Here is a 16,601-nt window from a genome sequence, read left to right as displayed (position 1 = left end):
ATTATTTTTATTTTTTAGTATGCCAGTTTGATAACCTCTTTCATTTTAACAAGACAAGCCGCATTCGTGAAGATGCTAAAAAAGGAATTTCCAGTTCATTAGGTGGTAAAAAAGTTACATTTCTTTCACTTTTAAAACCCGCATCGCATTTAAAACCGCTAAAAGGGTAACACCGACGTCTGAAAAGACGGCTTCCCACATCGTCGCGATGCCGAAAGCACCCAAGATGAGAAAAACACTTTTAACGCCGAGTGCAAAGATAATATTCTGCCAGACTATCGCCCTCGTCCGCTTGGCAATGCTGATGGCTTCCGCAATTTTTGAAGGCTGGTCTGTCATGATCACAATATCAGCCGCTTCGACTGCCGCATCAGAGCCGAGGCCTCCCATGGCAACACCGATATCCGCTCTCGCCAAGACCGGCGTATCGTTGATGCCGTCTCCTGCGAAAAGCAGCTTTTCTTTTGGAAGCTTTTGCTTGTCAAATGCTTCAATGCGGTCCACCTTGTGCTGCGGAAGAAGTTCCGCATGCACTTCATCAATGGACAGTTCCGCGCCGACCGCCTCGCCGGTTTCTTTCGCGTCGCCCGTCAGCATCACCGTTTTTTTAATCCCCGCTTTTTTCAAAGCAGAGATCGCAAGCTTGGCATCCTCTTTGATTTCGTCTGCGATAACAATCGAGCCGATAAACGTATCGCCGGCGGCTACATAAACAACCGTACCGATTTCGCTTTCCTCTTGATACTGTATGCCGAATTTCTTCATGAGCTTGGCATTGCCGGCCAACATGACGGCTCCGTCTACAACCGCTCTGACGCCGAAGCCGGCCGTCTCGCTGTAATCCTTGATGCGATCCGCTTGGACTTCCTTCCCGTATGCTTCACGGATCGACTCGGCGATCGGATGGCCTGAGAAATGTTCGGCAAGCGCCGCATATTCAAGCAGTTCATCTTCTTTGACACGGCCTGCCGGCGACAGCTTAACAACGGCAAATTTGCCTTTTGTTAAAGTGCCTGTTTTGTCAAAAACGGCGTATTTGACATCATTGAGCGCTTCTAAATAATTGCCGCCTTTTACGAGTATACCTGCTTTTGACGCCGCTCCGATGCCGCCGAAAAAGCCGAGCGGAATGGAAACGACGAGGGCGCACGGACAAGAAATGACCAAAAAGACGAGGGCGCGGTACACCCAATCCGACAGCGCGGCTCCGGAAATGATCAGCGGCGGGACAAAAGCGAGAAGAAGCGCGACTATGACAACAAAAGGCGTGTAGTACTTGGCGAATTTGGTGATAAAGTTCTCTGTTTTCGCTTTTCTGCTGCTGGCATTCTGGACGAGGTCAAGAATCTTTGAAACGGTTGATTCACTGTATTCTTTGTCCACTTTCACTTCAAGCACGCCGTTTTTGTTGACAAATCCGCTCAGCACCTCTTCGCCCGGCGCGGCTTCTCGCGGAACGGATTCCCCGGTTAATGCAGACGTATCGACAAGCGATTTGCCCGCTCGCACTTTGCCGTCAAGCGGGACTTTCTCTCCTGGCTTGACAATGATGACATCGCCCGCTTTAACCTCATCAGGAGATACTTTGACCGTACCGCCTTCCGTTTGAAGATTGGCATAATCGGGACGGATGTCCATCAAATCGCTGATCGATTTCCGGGAGCGGCTGACCGCGGCTCCCTGGAACAGCTCGCCTACTTGATAGAACAGCATAACCGCCACACCCTCGGGATACTGCTGAATGATAAATGCACCCAGAGTGGCGATCGTCATTAAAAAGTGCTCATCAAAAACCCGGCCGCGAAAGATGTTTTTGACGGCCCTTAATACGACATCACCGCCGATGATGAGGTAAGCAAGGAAAAAGAGAATCCACTCAGCTGCGGTACCGCCGGGAAGCAGAAAGCCCGCCGCGCCGAGAACGGTGCCTGCAGCCAGTCTTGCAACCGTTTTTTTAAACCGGCCATCACCTTCGGATGGAGCCTGTTTTGTCCCTTCCTTCAACATGACGTTGACGTGCGGTTCGATCTCGGTTACTTTTTTCTTTATTTTTGAAGGAATGTCTTCACCGCTGTTTTGGTCGACTTTGACAGTCAGCGTGCTTGTTGCGAAATTGACTGAACACGCTTCAATCCCTTTCATACCGGCTATCTCATGCTCAATTTTTTGTGCGCAATTGCCGCAGTCGAGACCGTTTAACATGTATTCCTGCTTCACCTTTTCCATCTCTCTCACCTTTCTTTTTCAGCGCCGGGCTTTATTTTATATATGAGCATATACGCATATATTATTTACCCTTATTATATGCTTCATCCGAAAAATGTGTCAATCGATCTTTGTTATCATACACACCGGACTGTTTCCGCGTTTACCCTGCTTTCGCGCCTGCGAAACTCTGCTGGCATATTAGAAGCGATGCCAAAATATACTTAGTTTATCTATTAAACTAACAAGCTTTTTTTCATAAGGAGTGAACGTTTTTGAAAAAATCGTGTCTGATGATCCTCTGCCTCGCCTTTCTTCTCGTTTTTTCCGCAGGCTGCAAAAGCGGCACCAATGCTGACGCAAAGCATACGGAAAAAATCAAAGTCTGGGATTACTTCACCGGTAAGCAGCAGGAACTTTATCATGAACTTGTCGAACAGTACAATCGGTCTCAGGACCGGTACAAAGTTGTAACAGAGTACATTCCATTTAATGAAGTGAAAAAGCAATTGTCTGTCGGAGCAGCCGGCAATGCCATGCCTGACGCCGTTTTCCTCGACAATGTCGACAATGCCTCATTCGCCGCCATGGGCGTGCTCGAAGATTTGACGGAGAAAGTCGAGCAATGGGGGCAGGCTGACCGGTATTATGAGGGGCCGCTCTCAAAGCTATCCGTTCGCTCTCAACTGGGCTAAAGCGCACATTCCTGCGATCATATACTCCGCTCACGGAGGCCAGGAGGCGGGAAGCGCATTGGCGGACATTCTCTTTGGAGATGAAAATCCCGGCGGACGGCTGACGCAAACTTGGCACACGTCAGTTAAAGAACTGCCGGATATGATGAATTACGATATCATCAAAGGGAAAAGAACCTATAAATATTTCGAAGGCAAGCCGCTGTATCCGTTCGGCCACGGGTTATCCTATACAGCGTTCCGCTACAGCGGTTTAAGCGTTTCCTCTGACAGCATCAAAAAAGACGGCTCCGTCACGATCCACGTCAACGTCACCAACACAGGCGGAAGAAAAGGAGATGAGGTCGTTCAGCTCTATACTTCTCCCCTGTTTAAAACGCGGGTTAAACAGCCGAATCTGGACTTAAAAAACTTTCAGCGGGTTGAACTGGCACCGAAAGAAACGAAAACCGTGACATTCAAGCTGAAACAGACAGACCTTGCCTTCTGGGATGTAACGAGCGAAACGTTTGCCGTTGAAAGAGGCGCATACAAAATATCGGTCGGGAGCTCGACGACGGACATCCGCAAGACAAAGCGGATTTTCGTCCAAGGTGAAACGATTCGAGAACGAAACTTGCGGCGGCAGACAATCGCTGAAAACTACGACGACTACAAAGGCGTGCTCATCACCGAAGAGTCCAAATACGGCGGCGATGCGGTAAAAAGCAGTACAGTAAACGCGTGGATCGCCTTCCATGATGTCCGCTTCAAAGGCGAAAAAAGGATAAAAGCAAAGGTTGCAAGCAGAGGTGGCGGCGAAATCGGCATCTTCCTCGATCATCCTCAAAAAGGAAAGCAAATCGGTTCGTTAAAAGTGCCTGACACATCCGGATTGCAAAACTGGAAAACGATAAAAGCTTCCGTCCGAAAATCGGCAGGCACCCATCGCATCTACTTTGTCTTCAAAGGAAAAGTCGCAATCGATACGTTTCAATTTGAACGATAAACCGGCACAGAAGAAATTTTTTTAAAGCCATGCAGCTTGATCTGCATGGCTTTTACCGTTTTTCAGCAATTTTAGCGCTTTACAACTTAGGAATGATATATTAGAATTCAATCAAAAGTTGCATTAGGTAAAAAAAATGTCACAAGGCAATAAAATATTGCTGTAACAAAAATATTGTATTCAGGTTAACTTTCATATAGACATAGAAAGGGGTCAATGAACCTATGAAGCCCGCGATTACTGTAAAAGATTTATATGTTTCTTATCACGGCGCAGAAGCGCTCCGTAATATCAATTTCTCGCTCGATCAAGGAATGATGGCGGGCGTTATCGGACCGAACGGCGCAGGAAAATCAACACTGTTAAAAGCCATGCTCCAATTGATTCCAAAGGATAAAGGCGACATCCGTCTGCTCGGAAAACCGCTCAAAGATGTACGCAAGCAAATCGCCTATGTTCCGCAGCGGAATGATATGGATTGGACGTTCCCGATCAATGTCCTCGACACCGTCATCCTCGGCACGTATCCTGAACTCGGCCTTTTCAGACGTCCGAAAAAGCACGATAAAGACTGGGCATATCACTGTCTAGAAAAAGTCGGGATGGAAGCATACGCCAAGCGCCAGATCGGTGAACTGTCAGGCGGGCAGCAGCAGCGCGTTTTTCTCGCCCGGGCGCTCGCCCAAAAAGCAGAGCTGTTCTGTCTTGACGAACCGTTCGTCGGAATTGATGTGACGAGCGAAGAAATGATCGTCAGCATCTTAAAGGAACTTCGTGATCAAGGAAAGACCGTTCTTGTCGTCCATCACGATTTGAGCAAAGCGGACAGCTACTTCAATGAATTAATTTTGCTGAACAAAGAGCTGATTCAAAAAGGCCCTGTCTCAGACATCCTCAATCCCGACGTGATGATGAAAGCCTATGAATCTCAGCTTCCGTTCCTGCAATCGAAAAGAGGTGCGATCTGATGGAATTTATCCATGGTTTGATGGAATATTCATTTCTGCAAAAATCGCTGTTCACATCGATTATGGTGGGCATCATTTGCGGCGTCATCGGCTGCTTTATCATTCTCAGGGGAATGGCGCTGATGGGAGATGCGATTTCACACGCGGTCCTTCCCGGCGTCGCCATCTCTTATATGCTCGGCGTCAATTTTTTCTTCGGGGCCGTCTTTACGGGCATCCTGACGGCTCTCGGAATCGGCTATGTCAGCCAAAACAGCCGGATTAAAAACGATTCGGCCATCGGTATCGTCTTCACGGCCTTTTTCGCCGTCGGGATCATTTTGATTACGCTTGTCAAAAGCTCAAGCGATCTGTACCACATCTTATTCGGAAATGTGCTGGCCGTTCGTTCATCCGACATGTGGATCACGCTCGTCATCGGAGTCATTATTCTTACCGCCGTCTTTTTGTTTTACAAAGAGCTGCTCATCACCTCTTTCGACCCGACGATGGCGGCCGTCTACGGCTTGCCGAACCGGCTGATTCACTACTTTTTAATGACGCTTTTAACGATGGTCACGGTCGCATCGCTTCAGACCGTCGGCATTATCCTCGTCGTCGCGATGCTGATCACGCCTGCCGCAACCGCTTATTTATTAACGGACCGGCTGTGGGTGATGATCTATTTGTCCGCTTTCCTCGGCGCTTTGTCAGCGGTCGTCGGTCTTGGATTAAGCTATACGTACAACCTCTCCTCAGGAGCGGCGATCGTGCTCGTGGCTACGATTTTGTTCGGACTTTCCTTTACATTTTCACCGAAACAAGGCGTGCTTTGGAGAGCTTTGAAATCAAGAAGAAAACGGGCAGCACTTCAATCATAACCGCAATATAAAGGGGGAAAACAAAACATGAAATGGAAGCAAACATTAGCCATTGCGGCGGCATTGATTCTTGTTCTTGCCGCCGGCTGCTCCTCGAAAAGCAGCAGTGAAGAAAACGGAAAGCTGAAGGTCGTCACCACCTACTCCATTCTCTATGACATCGTCAAACAAGTCGGAGGAGATCACATCGATTTATACAGCATTGTACCTGTCGGAACAGACCCGCACGAATACGATCCGCTGCCTAAAGACGTGCAAAAAACGACGGACGCCGATATCGTCTTTTACAACGGCCTCAATTTGGAGACGGGAAACGGCTGGTTTAACAAGCTGCTGGAAACAGCTGAAAAAGACGGCGATGACGCCCCTGTCTACAAACTGAGCAAAGGGGTCAAGCCAAAGCATCTCACCGCCAAAGGTAAAGAAACGGAAGAAGATCCCCATGCATGGCTCGATATAGAAAACGGGATTCAATATGCCAAAAACGCAAGAGATGCGCTGATCAAAAATGATCCCGACCATAAAGAAGACTACGAGAAAAACGCGGAAGCCTATATCGGCAAGCTGCAAACGCTTCATAATGAAGCGGTGAACCGCTTTAAAGATATACCGAAAGAGCGCCGCGTCCTTGTGACGAGCGAAGGAGCTTTTAAATATTTCGCATCGGCCTACGGCGTCGACGCGCAGTATATTTGGGAAATCAATACCGAAAACGAAGGAACTCCCGGTCAGATGAAAAAAATCGTCGACACGGTGAAAAAAAAGGACGTCCCGGCCTTATTCGTGGAGACAAGCGTTGACCCGCGAAGCATGGAAAGCCTGTCAGCGGAAACGGGCGTGCCGATTAAAGCAAAAGTCTTCACCGATTCGATCGGAAAGCCCGGTGAAGCGGGAGATTCCTATTATAAGATGATGAAAGAAAACCTTGACCGGATCCATCAAGGTCTCGCCGAATAACCGACGAACTGCTGTACACGATGTACAGCAGTTTTTCTTATGTTTTCCCGCTTTTAAAGCAGGGTACAACGAAGGGAAAACGCAGAAAAAGGAGTGTATGTCGTGGAATCTGTATATGAGGAATGCATCAAAGCCTGCCGGGAATGCCTTGAAGCCTGCAATCACTGCTTTGACAAATGTCTGATGGAAGAAGACGCGGGAATGATGGCCGAATGCATCCGGCTTGACCGGGAATGCGCAGAGATGTGCGGATTCGCACTTCAAGCAATGACGCGCAACAGCCCGTATGCCGAAGACATTTGCCAGCTTTGCGCAAAGGTTTGCGAAGCTTGCGGCAATGAATGCAGCCTGCACAAGCATGACCACTGCCAGCTTTGTGCTGAAAGCTGCTTTGCATGTGCGGAAGCATGCAGAAAAATCGCTTCTTAACTTGAAATATCCGGCTCTCGGGCCGGATATTGTTATGTCGGAAACGTTTATTTTTTCTCCTCCCCCTTGCTAAACTGATACAATATGACTATAAAAGGGGGTTTTAATATGAAAGACAGCGTATTTCAAATGACTTCTGACACATATCAGTCGCTCAGCGATTCAGAACGGCATTTGCTCAAGTACATTTATCAGCACTTAGATGTCATCGCCACTTTATCGATTGTAAAATTAAGCGAGGATGCAAATGTTTCAACAGCCACAATTGTCAGGTTAATGAAAAAGCTCGGTTATGACGGCTACACTTCTTTTAAGTACGCATTAAAAGAAAAACACCACCTCGGACACGCTCCGCTGATGGATGATATCGACAGCCAAATTAAACAGGCCGTGCTAAAGAATGAAAGAGAAGTTCTGGATACGATTAAAATGCTTGATATCGGGTTGATCGAAGATGCCATTCAAAAAATCAGCAATGCCGAAAAAGTTTACATTTTCGCAAGAGGATTGTCGGAAATGATTGGGACCGAGATGACGATCAAGCTTCAGCTGCTCGGCAAAAACTGCGAGATGCACAGCGACCCGAATATTATTAGAGGCAAGTCAAAAACACTGGCCAAAAAAGACCTCGGCCTTTTTGTTTCCCTGAACGGCGAGACAGAAGAGCTTGTTGAAGCCGCTCAAAATTTCAAATTGCAAGCCATTTCCACCATTACATTAACAACAAGGATCGATTCGCGTCTTGCGAAATTATCAGAGATCGTACTGGTCGGGTTTAAAGGTGAACAATCATTTTTTCCCGATTATGAAGTCCGCTCTCGCCTTCCTCTGCAAGTCCTCTCCCGCATCATGCTGGACTCATACGTCATCCGCACCGCTCATAGCTGAAAACCTTTACACAACCTGTAAACATCCCCCCTTTTATCTGTGACATAATGTCTGTGAAGCCACAGATAAAGGGGGGATACAGCATGATTTATACATGCACGATGAATACCGCGGTCGACTTATTCGTTGAAACCGACGAGCTGCTTCCCGATGTCGTCAACCGCACTAAAGATGAAGATTATCAGCCAAACGGAAAGGGTGTCAATATTTCTTTTATGCTCAAGCGCCTCGGCCTTAACAATACCGCGCTTGGATTTACAGGCGGATTTACCGGGCGTTTTATTGAAAATGAACTGCTCAATGAAAAAATCGTCACAGACTTTGTCGAAGTCGAAGGCATCTCACGGATTAATATTTTTATTAATGCCACCAGGGAATTCAAAATCGTAAACAAAGGTCCGCTTATATCTGTTGGTCGAACACAGGAGCTGCTCAACAAAATCCGTCAAATTCCGTCCGGCCGCTTTTTATTTGTTTCAGGCAGTCTTCCGAGAGGAGTCCCCGATGACATCTACCTTTCGCTTTCCGAGATTGCCGCCGAAAACAAACTGAAATTGATCTTGGATATCAGTTCTCCTGTCCTATTAGATTGTCTTTCATACCATCCTTACCTGATTAAACCGAATGAACAGGAGCTTGCCGCTTTTTTCAGCCGGAAGAAAGCGCTGTCTGAAGAAGACATCATCCATTACGGAAAGGAGCTTCTCGACCGCGGCGCTGAAAGGGTTCTCATCTCCCGCGGCAAAGACGGCGCCCTTTATTTGGACCGCCAAAGAACCTTAAAAGCGACCGCTGCGAAAGGCAAAGTTGTCAATACAGCGTGTGCCGGCGATGCCATGCTTGCCGTGTTCGTCGGAAAACAGGAGCTCGGCTGTTCTGTTCCTGAAGCACTCAGACACGCCTCTGCCGCCGGATCCTTGACGGCTTTCTCGAAAGGACTCGGAGATGTGTCCAAACTCGATCAAACCGCTTCACAAATTCAAATCACTCATTTATAAAGGGGGTTTTCTTATGAAAAAGTTCAAAATCATCGCGGCAACCGGCTGTCCAACAGGAATTGCCCATACATTTATGGCTGAAGAGGCCTTAAAACAGGCCGCCGCCAAACTGGGTGTAGAAATCAAAGTCGAAACACACGGACAAATCGGCGTTCAAAACGAACTATCACCAGAGGACATTAAACAAGCCGACGGAGTCATTGTTGCAGCTGACAAGGATGTAGGCGCCGAGCGTTTTGCAGGCAAACGCGTCCTTGACGTCCCGGTTGCGCGGGGCATCCGAGATGCCGAATCTTTAATTCGGGCGCTGATGAACGGCGAAGCGCCGATTTACCGCGGACAAACAACGGCAAATACAGAGGATGAACCCCAAACAGGCGAAGCCGCTTCCATCGGCCGTAAAATATATAAACATTTGATGAACGGGGTTTCCCACATGCTCCCATTTGTCGTCGGCGGAGGGGTTTTGATAGCACTATCCTTTTTATTCGGTATCCATTCAGCAGATCCTGAACATCCAAGCTACAACGCTTTTGCCGAATTGCTGAATAAAACTGGTGCCTTCGGCTTCCAGCTGATGGTTCCGATTTTATCCGCCTATATCGCCGATTCAATGGCCAAACGCCCCGGCCTGATTGTCGGTTTTATCGGCGGCATGATCGCCAGCACGGGTGGAGCGGGTTTTCTGGGCGGCATCGTATCCGGTTTTTTGGCGGGACTGATCATTTACGGTCTCTCGTATGCACTTAAAAAAATGCCTCAGTCCCTTGAAGGGCTAAAAGCAATTTTTCTATATCCGGTTATCGGCATTTTTCTGATCGGTGCGGTCATGTTTTTCCTCGTCGAGCCGATGACGGCCATCAATGAAGGGATGAAGGACTTTTTAGCCGATTTTCAAGGGGCGAACCCCGTCATTCTCGGCTTGATTATCGGCTGTATGAGCGCATTTGACATGGGCGGACCGGTCAATAAAGCCGCTTATGTCACCGGCACTGCTCTTCTCGCTGAAGGGAACCAATATTTCATGGCAGGCGTTTCCGCCGCGTGCATCACACCGCCGCTCGTCATTGCGTTTGCCACTTTGCTTTTCCGCAAATATTTCAGCCAGCAGGACCGAAATGCAGGGCTTGTCAATTTTATTCTCGGCGCCACTCATATTACCGAAGGTGCTATCCCGTTCGCCGCAAAAAAACCGATCCCTGTCATTCCGATTTTGATGATCGGCTCTTCGGTATCGGCGATATTAACATACTCATTCGCAGTTCAAGTACCTGCTCCGCACGGCGGATTCCTTGTACTTCCCGTTGTCACAGGAGCCTTTCAGTGGGTGTTGTCGATTATCATCGGATCGCTTATCGGCGCCTTCTTATACGGCTTTTACCAAAAACGGACATATGAAAAACAGAAAGGCTGATCAAATATGGGCACAGCAGCTTTAATCAAAAAAGAGCACATCTATCTTCAAGAAACGTTATCTTCCCAAGCGGAAACGTTTGACCGGGTGGCTCAGATCGCATATGAATCGGAAGCCGCCAAAACAAAACAAGCGGTCATTCACGGATTGGCACAAAGAGAGGCTGAAAGTACGACCGGCTTCATTGAAGGCTTTGCCATTCCCCATGCAAAACTGAAGGACATTACAGAAGCATCTGTCATCATCATTCAAAACCAGACGGGAATCGAATGGAACGCGCTTGATCAAAACCCTGTCACATTTATTATTGCTTTATTAATACCAGATGCCGAGGCAGGCAGCACACATCTCAATCTATTATCATCGGTGTCTCGCATGCTTGTTCACGAAGATGCGAGGCAGCAGCTGCTTGAAGCCTCGAGTCCTGACGACATTCTGAACACCTTTTCAAGCTATATATCCTAATTTTGATCAGAAAGAAGGAATCGATATGCTGACAAATACGAAGAAAATGCTGTTGGACGCACAGACAAACGGCTATGCGGTGCCGGCCTTTAACATACACAACCTTGAAACCGTGCAAGCCGTGACAGAAGCGGCTGAAGCCTTAAGGTCCCCCGTGATTCTTGCGGCTACTCCCGGAACCTTCAGCTATGCAGGCCGCGACTATATTCAAGCGATTGCAGAAACGGCCGCAGCGCGCTGCTCAATCCCGGTCGCCCTTCATCTCGATCATCATGAAGAGATTGATGATATTCGCGAGTCTTTATCATTAGGGACAAAATCTGTGATGATTGATGCTTCGCACCGTCCATTTGCCGAAAATACCGCAATTGTAGCGAGCGTCGTACAATATGCCCGGCAAAAAGATGCCACTGTAGAAGCCGAGCTCGGAAGGCTCGGCGGACAGGAAGATGATTTAATCGTGGATGAAGCTGACGCTTATTACACCGATCCGGATGCAGCAAAAGAGTTCGTCGAGAAAACCGGAATCGATTCACTGGCGGTGGCAATCGGTACAGCCCACGGGCTTTACTCAAAAGAGCCCAATATCGATTTTGACCGGCTGGCCGCGATTCAAAAACGGGTTTCAGTTCCGCTCGTCCTGCACGGCGCCTCGGGAATTCCGCAAGAAGATGTAAGAAAGTGCATCAAGCTCGGCTGTGCAAAAGTAAATATCGCGACTGAATTAAAAATTCCTTTTTCAGATAAACTGCGCCGTTATCTGCATGAACACACCGATGCAAGCGATCCAAGAAAATATATGACCCCCGCCAAAGAAGCCATGAAAGAAATCGTTCTGGAAAAGATTTTGATGTGTATGAGCAATAACAGATACTAATACAAAAAGCCGGATGTTAAAGAACATCCGGCTTTTTAGCAAATCATCTGCTATGCTCTTCTAAAACATGACCGTCATGAGGCTTTTCATCAGGTATCGGTTCCTGAGCGGCCAATATGCTGTATACGAGCATGACAATTCCTACATAAACAACCGCCGAAACCGTCCAAGCGAGCACTGTTTTATCCTTCAAGACGGATTCCTCCAATCAAGCTTCACCTTTTGCAGCCTGAGTGCATTCAGAACGACAGAGACCGAACTGAACGCCATCGCGGCACCTGCGATCCACGGGGCCAAAAGCCCGACGGCCGCGAACGGAATGCCGATGCTGTTGTAGGCAAACGCCCAAAAAAGGTTTTGTTTAATATTTTTGATCGTCAGCCGGCTCATAAGGATCGCATCGGCGATGCTGTTTAAATCGCCGCGGATCAAGGTGATGTCGGCGGCTTCCATGGCGACGTCAGTCCCCGTTCCGATCGCCATTCCGGTATCGGCTGCCGCCAGTGCCGGCGCATCATTGATGCCGTCGCCGACCATCGCAACTTTTTTGCCTTTTGCCTGAATTTTCTTCACTTCATCTGCTTTTCCTTCAGGCAGAACTTCTGCGATGACGTGCTGAATGCCGGCTTCAGCAGCAATCGCTTCTGCCGTCCGCCGGTTGTCCCCGGTGATCATGACGACTTCAAGCCCCATATCATGCAGCCTTTTCACCGCTCTTTTCGACGTGTCTTTTATCGTATCGGCGACGGCGATCATCCCGGCAAACCGACCGTCGATGGCGGCAAGCATCGCCGTCTTTCCTTGTGTTTCGAGCTCTTCCATTTTGCTGTGCGCCTCTCGAATGTCAATATCACGGCTTTCCATCAGCCGTCTTGTGCCGATCAAAATCCGTTTTTCACTGATTGCGGCTTCGATACCATAGCCGGGTATCGCTTCAAAGCTGTCTGCTGAGGCCGGTTCTATCTCTCTCTTTTTAACGCCTTCGACAATGGCTTCTGCAAGCGGATGTTCAGAGCTTTTTTCCGCAGCACCGATAAGCTTGAGAAACGATGTTTCATCGATCCATGGTTCAGGGCACACATCTGTGAGCTGAGGCTTTCCATTTGTGACCGTCCCCGTCTTGTCAAGCACGATCGTCTCCAAGCGGTGAGCCGTCTCCAAATGTTCGCCGCCTTTGAATAAAATTCCGAATTCAGCCGCACGGCCCGATCCGGCCATGATCGATGTCGGTGTTGCCAAACCGAGCGCGCACGGACATGCGATCACAAGCACCGCAATCAGCTTTTCCAGCGCCGTGCCGAATTCGCCGGGGCTAACCGCCAAATACCAGACGAAAAATGTGATGACCGCGATCGCCACGACAATCGGTACAAAAACCCCGGAAATCCGGTCTGCAAGCCGCTGAATCGGCGCTTTTGAACCTTGCGCCTCTTCCACGACTTTGATAATCTGCGCCAGCGCAGTATCTTTGCCTACTTTTTCTGCCCTTACTTTTAAAAATCCATTTTTATTGATTGTAGCACCGATAACCGGATCTCCAACCGTCTTGTCAACAGGGATGCTTTCACCGGTGATCATCGATTCATCCAGCGCAGAACGCCCTTCGACAATCTCTCCGTCTGCCGGTACTTTTTCACCTGGCTTCACGTACAAGATGTCGCCTGCCAAAACGTCTTCAATCGGCACAGTCATCTCTTCGCCGTTCCTGACAACGGTCGCTGTCTTTGCCTGCAGCCCCATCAGCTTTTTGATCGCTTCGGATGAGCGCCCTTTCGCTTTCGCTTCAAACAGCTTTCCTAAAATGATCAAAGTTAAGAGGATGGCGCTTGTTTCATAATAAAGGCCGTCCGGATGCCGGTTCGTGCCGAGGCTTTCAATGCTTAAATACAAGCTGTAAAAATAGGCGGCAGACGTGCCGAGAGCGACCAGCACATCCATATTGGCGCTTTTGTTCCGCAGCGCTTTATAAGCCCCTGTGTAAAACTGTTTCCCGACGATAAATTGAACCGGTGTCGCCAAGGCGAACTGAACCCAGGGATCCATGAACATCCCCGGCAGCCATATAAATGACGTGAATTTGAAATGGCTGACCATTGCCCAAAGCAGCGGAAACGATAAAATGGCTGAAAAAATAAATTTGCCGGTTTGACGCTGAATGCCTTTTTCTCTTTGTTCCGCCGCTCCATCCGCAGTTCGGTCTTTTTTCAACTCAAGCTTGTAGCCGAGCTTTTCAACGGCTTCGATCATTTCCTCCGGCGAAACCGCACCGGTATGATAGTCGACTGCCGCAGTCTCTAAGGCAAAGTTGACAGCGGCGTTTTTGACGCCCGGCAGCTTGTTGAGGCGCTTTTCCACCCGGTTGGCGCAAGCCGCACACGTCATGCCGGAAATTGCGAATTCGGCTTTTTCCGCTGGAACTTGATAGCCGAGCGATTCGACTTTCTCAGCCAGCTGTCCGACTTCGATTTGCCCCGGATCATAAACGATTTTTGATTTTTCCAGCGCCAAGTTCACATTTGCGTCCTGAACGCCGTCAAGCCTTTTCAACCCTTTCTCGATCCGCGCCGCACAGGCGGCACAGGTCATGCCAGAGATTTGGAGGGTGGCTTCTTTTTGTTCGTCCATATCCTTCACTCCTTATATACCCCTTATAGGTATACATTAGCCTGCGACATCATACCCCTGATCTTCGATCGTATCGATGATTTCTTTCAGCGATACTTTGCCTGAATCAAACGACACTTCGACCTTGCCCTCGCTTAAATTCACTTTAACGGACTCTACTCCGCCAAGCTTTCCGACGTTTCCTTCTACTGCCTGAACACAGTGGTTGCAAGACATGCCTTCGACTTTCAATGTTTTTTGTTCCATATTGAAAACCTCCTATGGTTTGATGATATTGATCGGTTTTATATTACCATACCCCTGTAGGGTATTTCAAGAAAACGATTTTCTCTTTTTTCGCTCACGACTTTGAAAAACGCTTAAACACATCAAGCAGCTCCTCGATGGCCTCTTCGCCTTCACCGCTTTTAATCGCGTTTGCGACGCAATGGTGGGTATGATCTTCAAGCAGGCTGAAAGCCACCTTTTGCATCGCGGCTTGCACAGCTGAGATTTGAACGAGAATATCGACGCAGTAGCGGTCATTTTCAATCATGTTTTGAATGCCTCTGACCTGCCCTTCAATCCGCTTTAAGCGGTTTGTGATTTGTTCTTTTCCTTTAGAACTTTTGGGATTTAATGTGTGTTCATGATGATCTGCTGACATCGGAGCACCTCTCTTTCCATTATATTTTGTCCAAGTTACCCGTTTGTACCATTATAAAATGCGAAGCGGAACATGTCTAAAAAAAAGAGACAACCCCCAACTGCTGCGGGGTCGTCCCTGCATATTATTTGTTTAACGCTTTAAAAAACTCTCTCATAAACTCCGGCAGATTGGACCAGTCATGGCCTGAGACCAGGTTGGCGTCCACATGAAGCTTCTCCTCAACATAAGTCGCGCCCGCGGCTTCGACTTCCGGTTTGCAGGCGATGTAAGCCGTCAGCTCCCGACCTTTTAGATGTTCTCTCAGGCTTGTAAAAATCAGGCTCGCGTGACAAATCGCGCCGACCGGTTTATTTTCCTCAAAGAAATGAGCAACAATTTTCAGCAGGGAATCGTACATCCGGATAAATTCCGGCGCGCGTCCGCCCGGAATGATGATGCCGTCGTATTCGGACGGATCAATCTCATCAAATGAAGCATGCGCGTCAATTAAATAGCCCGGCTTTTCGGTGTATGTATCCCAATCCAGAAAGTCATGAACAACCGTATGAATCTTTTTCTTTTTCGGTGCGGCGATCGTCGTTTCATAGCCCTCTTCAAGACAGCGGTAATAAGGATAATACACTTCCAGCGCTTCAACTGCGTCGCCCGTTACGATCAAAATCTTTTTCGCCATCAAAAACATCTCCTTTCCTTTTTTACTCTTCTATTTTATCCCATTTGCGCCTGATTTTAAAATCAAGTGCTTGAAAAGCTTGGTTTCAGCCGACGATCGTGATGATCTCTGTTATGTCTTTCAAGAGGGCAAGGTTTGCTTTGTCAATTCCTGAATCTGTGATGATCCTGTAACCGCTATGAAGGCGGTCGATTTGCGAGAAAGCACGGGTTCCGAATTTGCTGCTGTCCGCCATCAAAATCGTTTCGTCCGCAATCTCGATCATCCGTTTTTTCAACAGCGCCTGCATTTCGTTTGAATCGCTCAAGCCGCTGGCAGGGTCGACGCCTTTGCAAGACAGAAAAGTTTTGTTGACATGATACATATCAAGGGAGCGCTCAGCCAAAGGGCCGACATATGACATCGATTGCGGCAGCAGCATCCCGCCGGTTGAAATGACCGTCACCTTTTCTTTTTTGCTGAGTTCAATCGCGACTCTGACTGAATTGGTGATGACGGTCAGCGGGATGTTTTCAAGTGCTTTTGCCATGTACCATGCCGTCGTGCTGGCGTCAAGAATAATTCGTTCCCCGCTTTTCACGTGCTTGACGGCTTCAAATGCAATCATCTTTTTTTCGTTTACGTTTGTAATTTCGCGCTCGCGAAAATGCACCTCTGCTTCTTCGGTCTGCACGCTGACCGCGCCGCCATGGCTTCTTTTCAGCTTATTTTCCTTCTCAAGCTTTTCCAAGTCGCGCCTGATCGTTTCTTCCGTGACGGAAAAAAGCTCGCTCAGTTCTGTGACGCGTACGCTCGAGCGCAGATTGACAAGCTCGACGATTTTTTGGTGTCTTTCAGCTACAAGCATCCGTTTACTTCCTTCCTTTTTTGGTAAAAGTCACTGTTACTTTCATGATAGCGCATCAGCGCC

Annotated in this window: 18 protein-coding genes; 11 read left to right on the top strand and 7 right to left on the bottom strand. The window is 48.3% G+C overall.

Translation table 11 applies throughout. From position 1 onward, the window contains the following. Nucleotides 1–114: 114 nt before the first annotated feature. Nucleotides 115–2,226 (bottom strand): heavy metal translocating P-type ATPase, encoded by a 2,112-nt coding sequence (locus MST20_RS11055; RefSeq protein ID WP_279600010.1) that lies wholly within the window; start codon nt 2,224–2,226, stop codon nt 115–117. A 254-nt stretch (nt 2,227–2,480) separates the two neighbouring features. Here MST20_RS11055 and MST20_RS11050 point away from each other — a divergent pair, with 254 nt between their 5' ends. From MST20_RS11050 to MST20_RS11000, 11 genes are all read left to right on the top strand, one after another. After that, a complete protein-coding gene (locus tag MST20_RS11050) occupies nt 2,481–2,900 on the top strand; it encodes an ABC transporter substrate-binding protein (RefSeq protein ID WP_243942164.1) in 420 nt (139 codons plus the stop codon). Continuing rightward, nucleotides 2,854–3,888 carry a glycoside hydrolase family 3 protein gene (locus MST20_RS11045; RefSeq protein ID WP_243942162.1) on the top strand — a complete coding sequence of 345 codons (1,035 nt, stop codon included), beginning with the start codon at nt 2,854–2,856 and terminating at the stop codon, nt 3,886–3,888. The genes MST20_RS11050 and MST20_RS11045 overlap by 47 nt, the downstream gene beginning before the upstream one ends. 224 nt (nt 3,889–4,112) lie before the next feature. Next, on the top strand, nt 4,113–4,856 hold the full coding sequence (locus tag MST20_RS11040) for a metal ABC transporter ATP-binding protein (RefSeq protein ID WP_243942160.1): 744 nt from the start codon (nt 4,113–4,115) through the stop codon (nt 4,854–4,856). Further along, complete coding sequence (locus MST20_RS11035; protein WP_075751382.1) at nt 4,856–5,716, top strand: metal ABC transporter permease; 861 nt, start codon at nt 4,856–4,858, stop codon at nt 5,714–5,716. The genes MST20_RS11040 and MST20_RS11035 overlap by 1 nt, the downstream gene beginning before the upstream one ends. A 27-nt stretch (nt 5,717–5,743) precedes the next feature. Further along, nucleotides 5,744–6,673, top strand: a complete 930-nt coding sequence (locus tag MST20_RS11030) for a metal ABC transporter substrate-binding protein (RefSeq protein ID WP_243942157.1) — start codon at nt 5,744–5,746, stop codon at nt 6,671–6,673. A gap of 102 nt (nt 6,674–6,775) precedes the next feature. Then, on the top strand, nt 6,776–7,102 hold the full coding sequence (locus MST20_RS11025) for a four-helix bundle copper-binding protein (RefSeq protein WP_065644319.1): 327 nt from the start codon (nt 6,776–6,778) through the stop codon (nt 7,100–7,102). Nucleotides 7,103–7,210: 108 nt separating this feature from the next. Further along, nucleotides 7,211–7,990 carry a MurR/RpiR family transcriptional regulator gene (locus MST20_RS11020; protein WP_243942155.1) on the top strand — a complete coding sequence of 260 codons (780 nt, stop codon included), beginning with the start codon at nt 7,211–7,213 and terminating at the stop codon, nt 7,988–7,990. A gap of 83 nt (nt 7,991–8,073) precedes the next feature. Then, entirely contained in the window at nt 8,074–8,988 is a 915-nt protein-coding gene (gene pfkB, locus MST20_RS11015) for a 1-phosphofructokinase (protein ID WP_243942154.1), read from the top strand. 13 nt (nt 8,989–9,001) lie between these two features. Beyond that, entirely contained in the window at nt 9,002–10,402 is a 1,401-nt protein-coding gene (locus MST20_RS11010; protein ID WP_243942152.1) for a PTS fructose transporter subunit IIC, read from the top strand. A 6-nt stretch (nt 10,403–10,408) separates the two neighbouring features. Then, nucleotides 10,409–10,867, top strand: coding sequence for a PTS sugar transporter subunit IIA (locus tag MST20_RS11005; RefSeq protein ID WP_243942150.1), 459 nt, complete (start codon nt 10,409–10,411; stop codon nt 10,865–10,867). A 25-nt stretch (nt 10,868–10,892) separates the two neighbouring features. Next, nucleotides 10,893–11,744, top strand: a complete 852-nt coding sequence (locus tag MST20_RS11000; RefSeq protein ID WP_243942148.1) for a tagatose bisphosphate family class II aldolase — start codon at nt 10,893–10,895, stop codon at nt 11,742–11,744. Nucleotides 11,745–11,787: 43 nt separating this feature from the next. Here the strand turns inward: MST20_RS11000 and MST20_RS10995 are convergent, their stop codons facing one another. The 6 genes from MST20_RS10995 to MST20_RS10970 form a co-directional block, all read right to left on the bottom strand. Next, the gene (locus MST20_RS10995) at nt 11,788–11,937 is read right to left on the bottom strand and encodes a hypothetical protein (protein ID WP_243942146.1); all 150 of its coding nucleotides are present in this window, start codon (nt 11,935–11,937) and stop codon (nt 11,788–11,790) included. After that, the gene (locus MST20_RS10990; RefSeq protein ID WP_243942144.1) at nt 11,934–14,369 is read right to left on the bottom strand and encodes a heavy metal translocating P-type ATPase; all 2,436 of its coding nucleotides are present in this window, start codon (nt 14,367–14,369) and stop codon (nt 11,934–11,936) included. The genes MST20_RS10995 and MST20_RS10990 overlap by 4 nt, the downstream gene beginning before the upstream one ends. Before the next feature lie 36 nt (nt 14,370–14,405). Further along, on the bottom strand, nt 14,406–14,615 hold the full coding sequence (copZ, locus tag MST20_RS10985; protein ID WP_020452955.1) for a copper chaperone CopZ: 210 nt from the start codon (nt 14,613–14,615) through the stop codon (nt 14,406–14,408). A 94-nt stretch (nt 14,616–14,709) separates the two neighbouring features. After that, complete coding sequence (gene csoR, locus MST20_RS10980) at nt 14,710–15,015, bottom strand: copper-sensing transcriptional repressor CsoR (protein WP_020452956.1); 306 nt, start codon at nt 15,013–15,015, stop codon at nt 14,710–14,712. 124 nt (nt 15,016–15,139) lie between these two features. Further along, the gene (locus tag MST20_RS10975; RefSeq protein ID WP_003185255.1) at nt 15,140–15,691 is read right to left on the bottom strand and encodes a DJ-1/PfpI family protein; all 552 of its coding nucleotides are present in this window, start codon (nt 15,689–15,691) and stop codon (nt 15,140–15,142) included. A gap of 85 nt (nt 15,692–15,776) precedes the next feature. Further along, complete coding sequence (locus MST20_RS10970; protein ID WP_243942142.1) at nt 15,777–16,538, bottom strand: DeoR/GlpR family DNA-binding transcription regulator; 762 nt, start codon at nt 16,536–16,538, stop codon at nt 15,777–15,779. Nucleotides 16,539–16,601: the final 63 nt, after the last annotated feature.

The sequence above is a fragment of the Bacillus sp. B19-2 genome, assembly GCF_022832475.1.
In the GTDB taxonomy this organism is placed as follows: domain Bacteria; phylum Bacillota; class Bacilli; order Bacillales; family Bacillaceae; genus Bacillus; species Bacillus paralicheniformis.
This window is presented reverse-complemented; position numbering and strand designations above follow the sequence as displayed.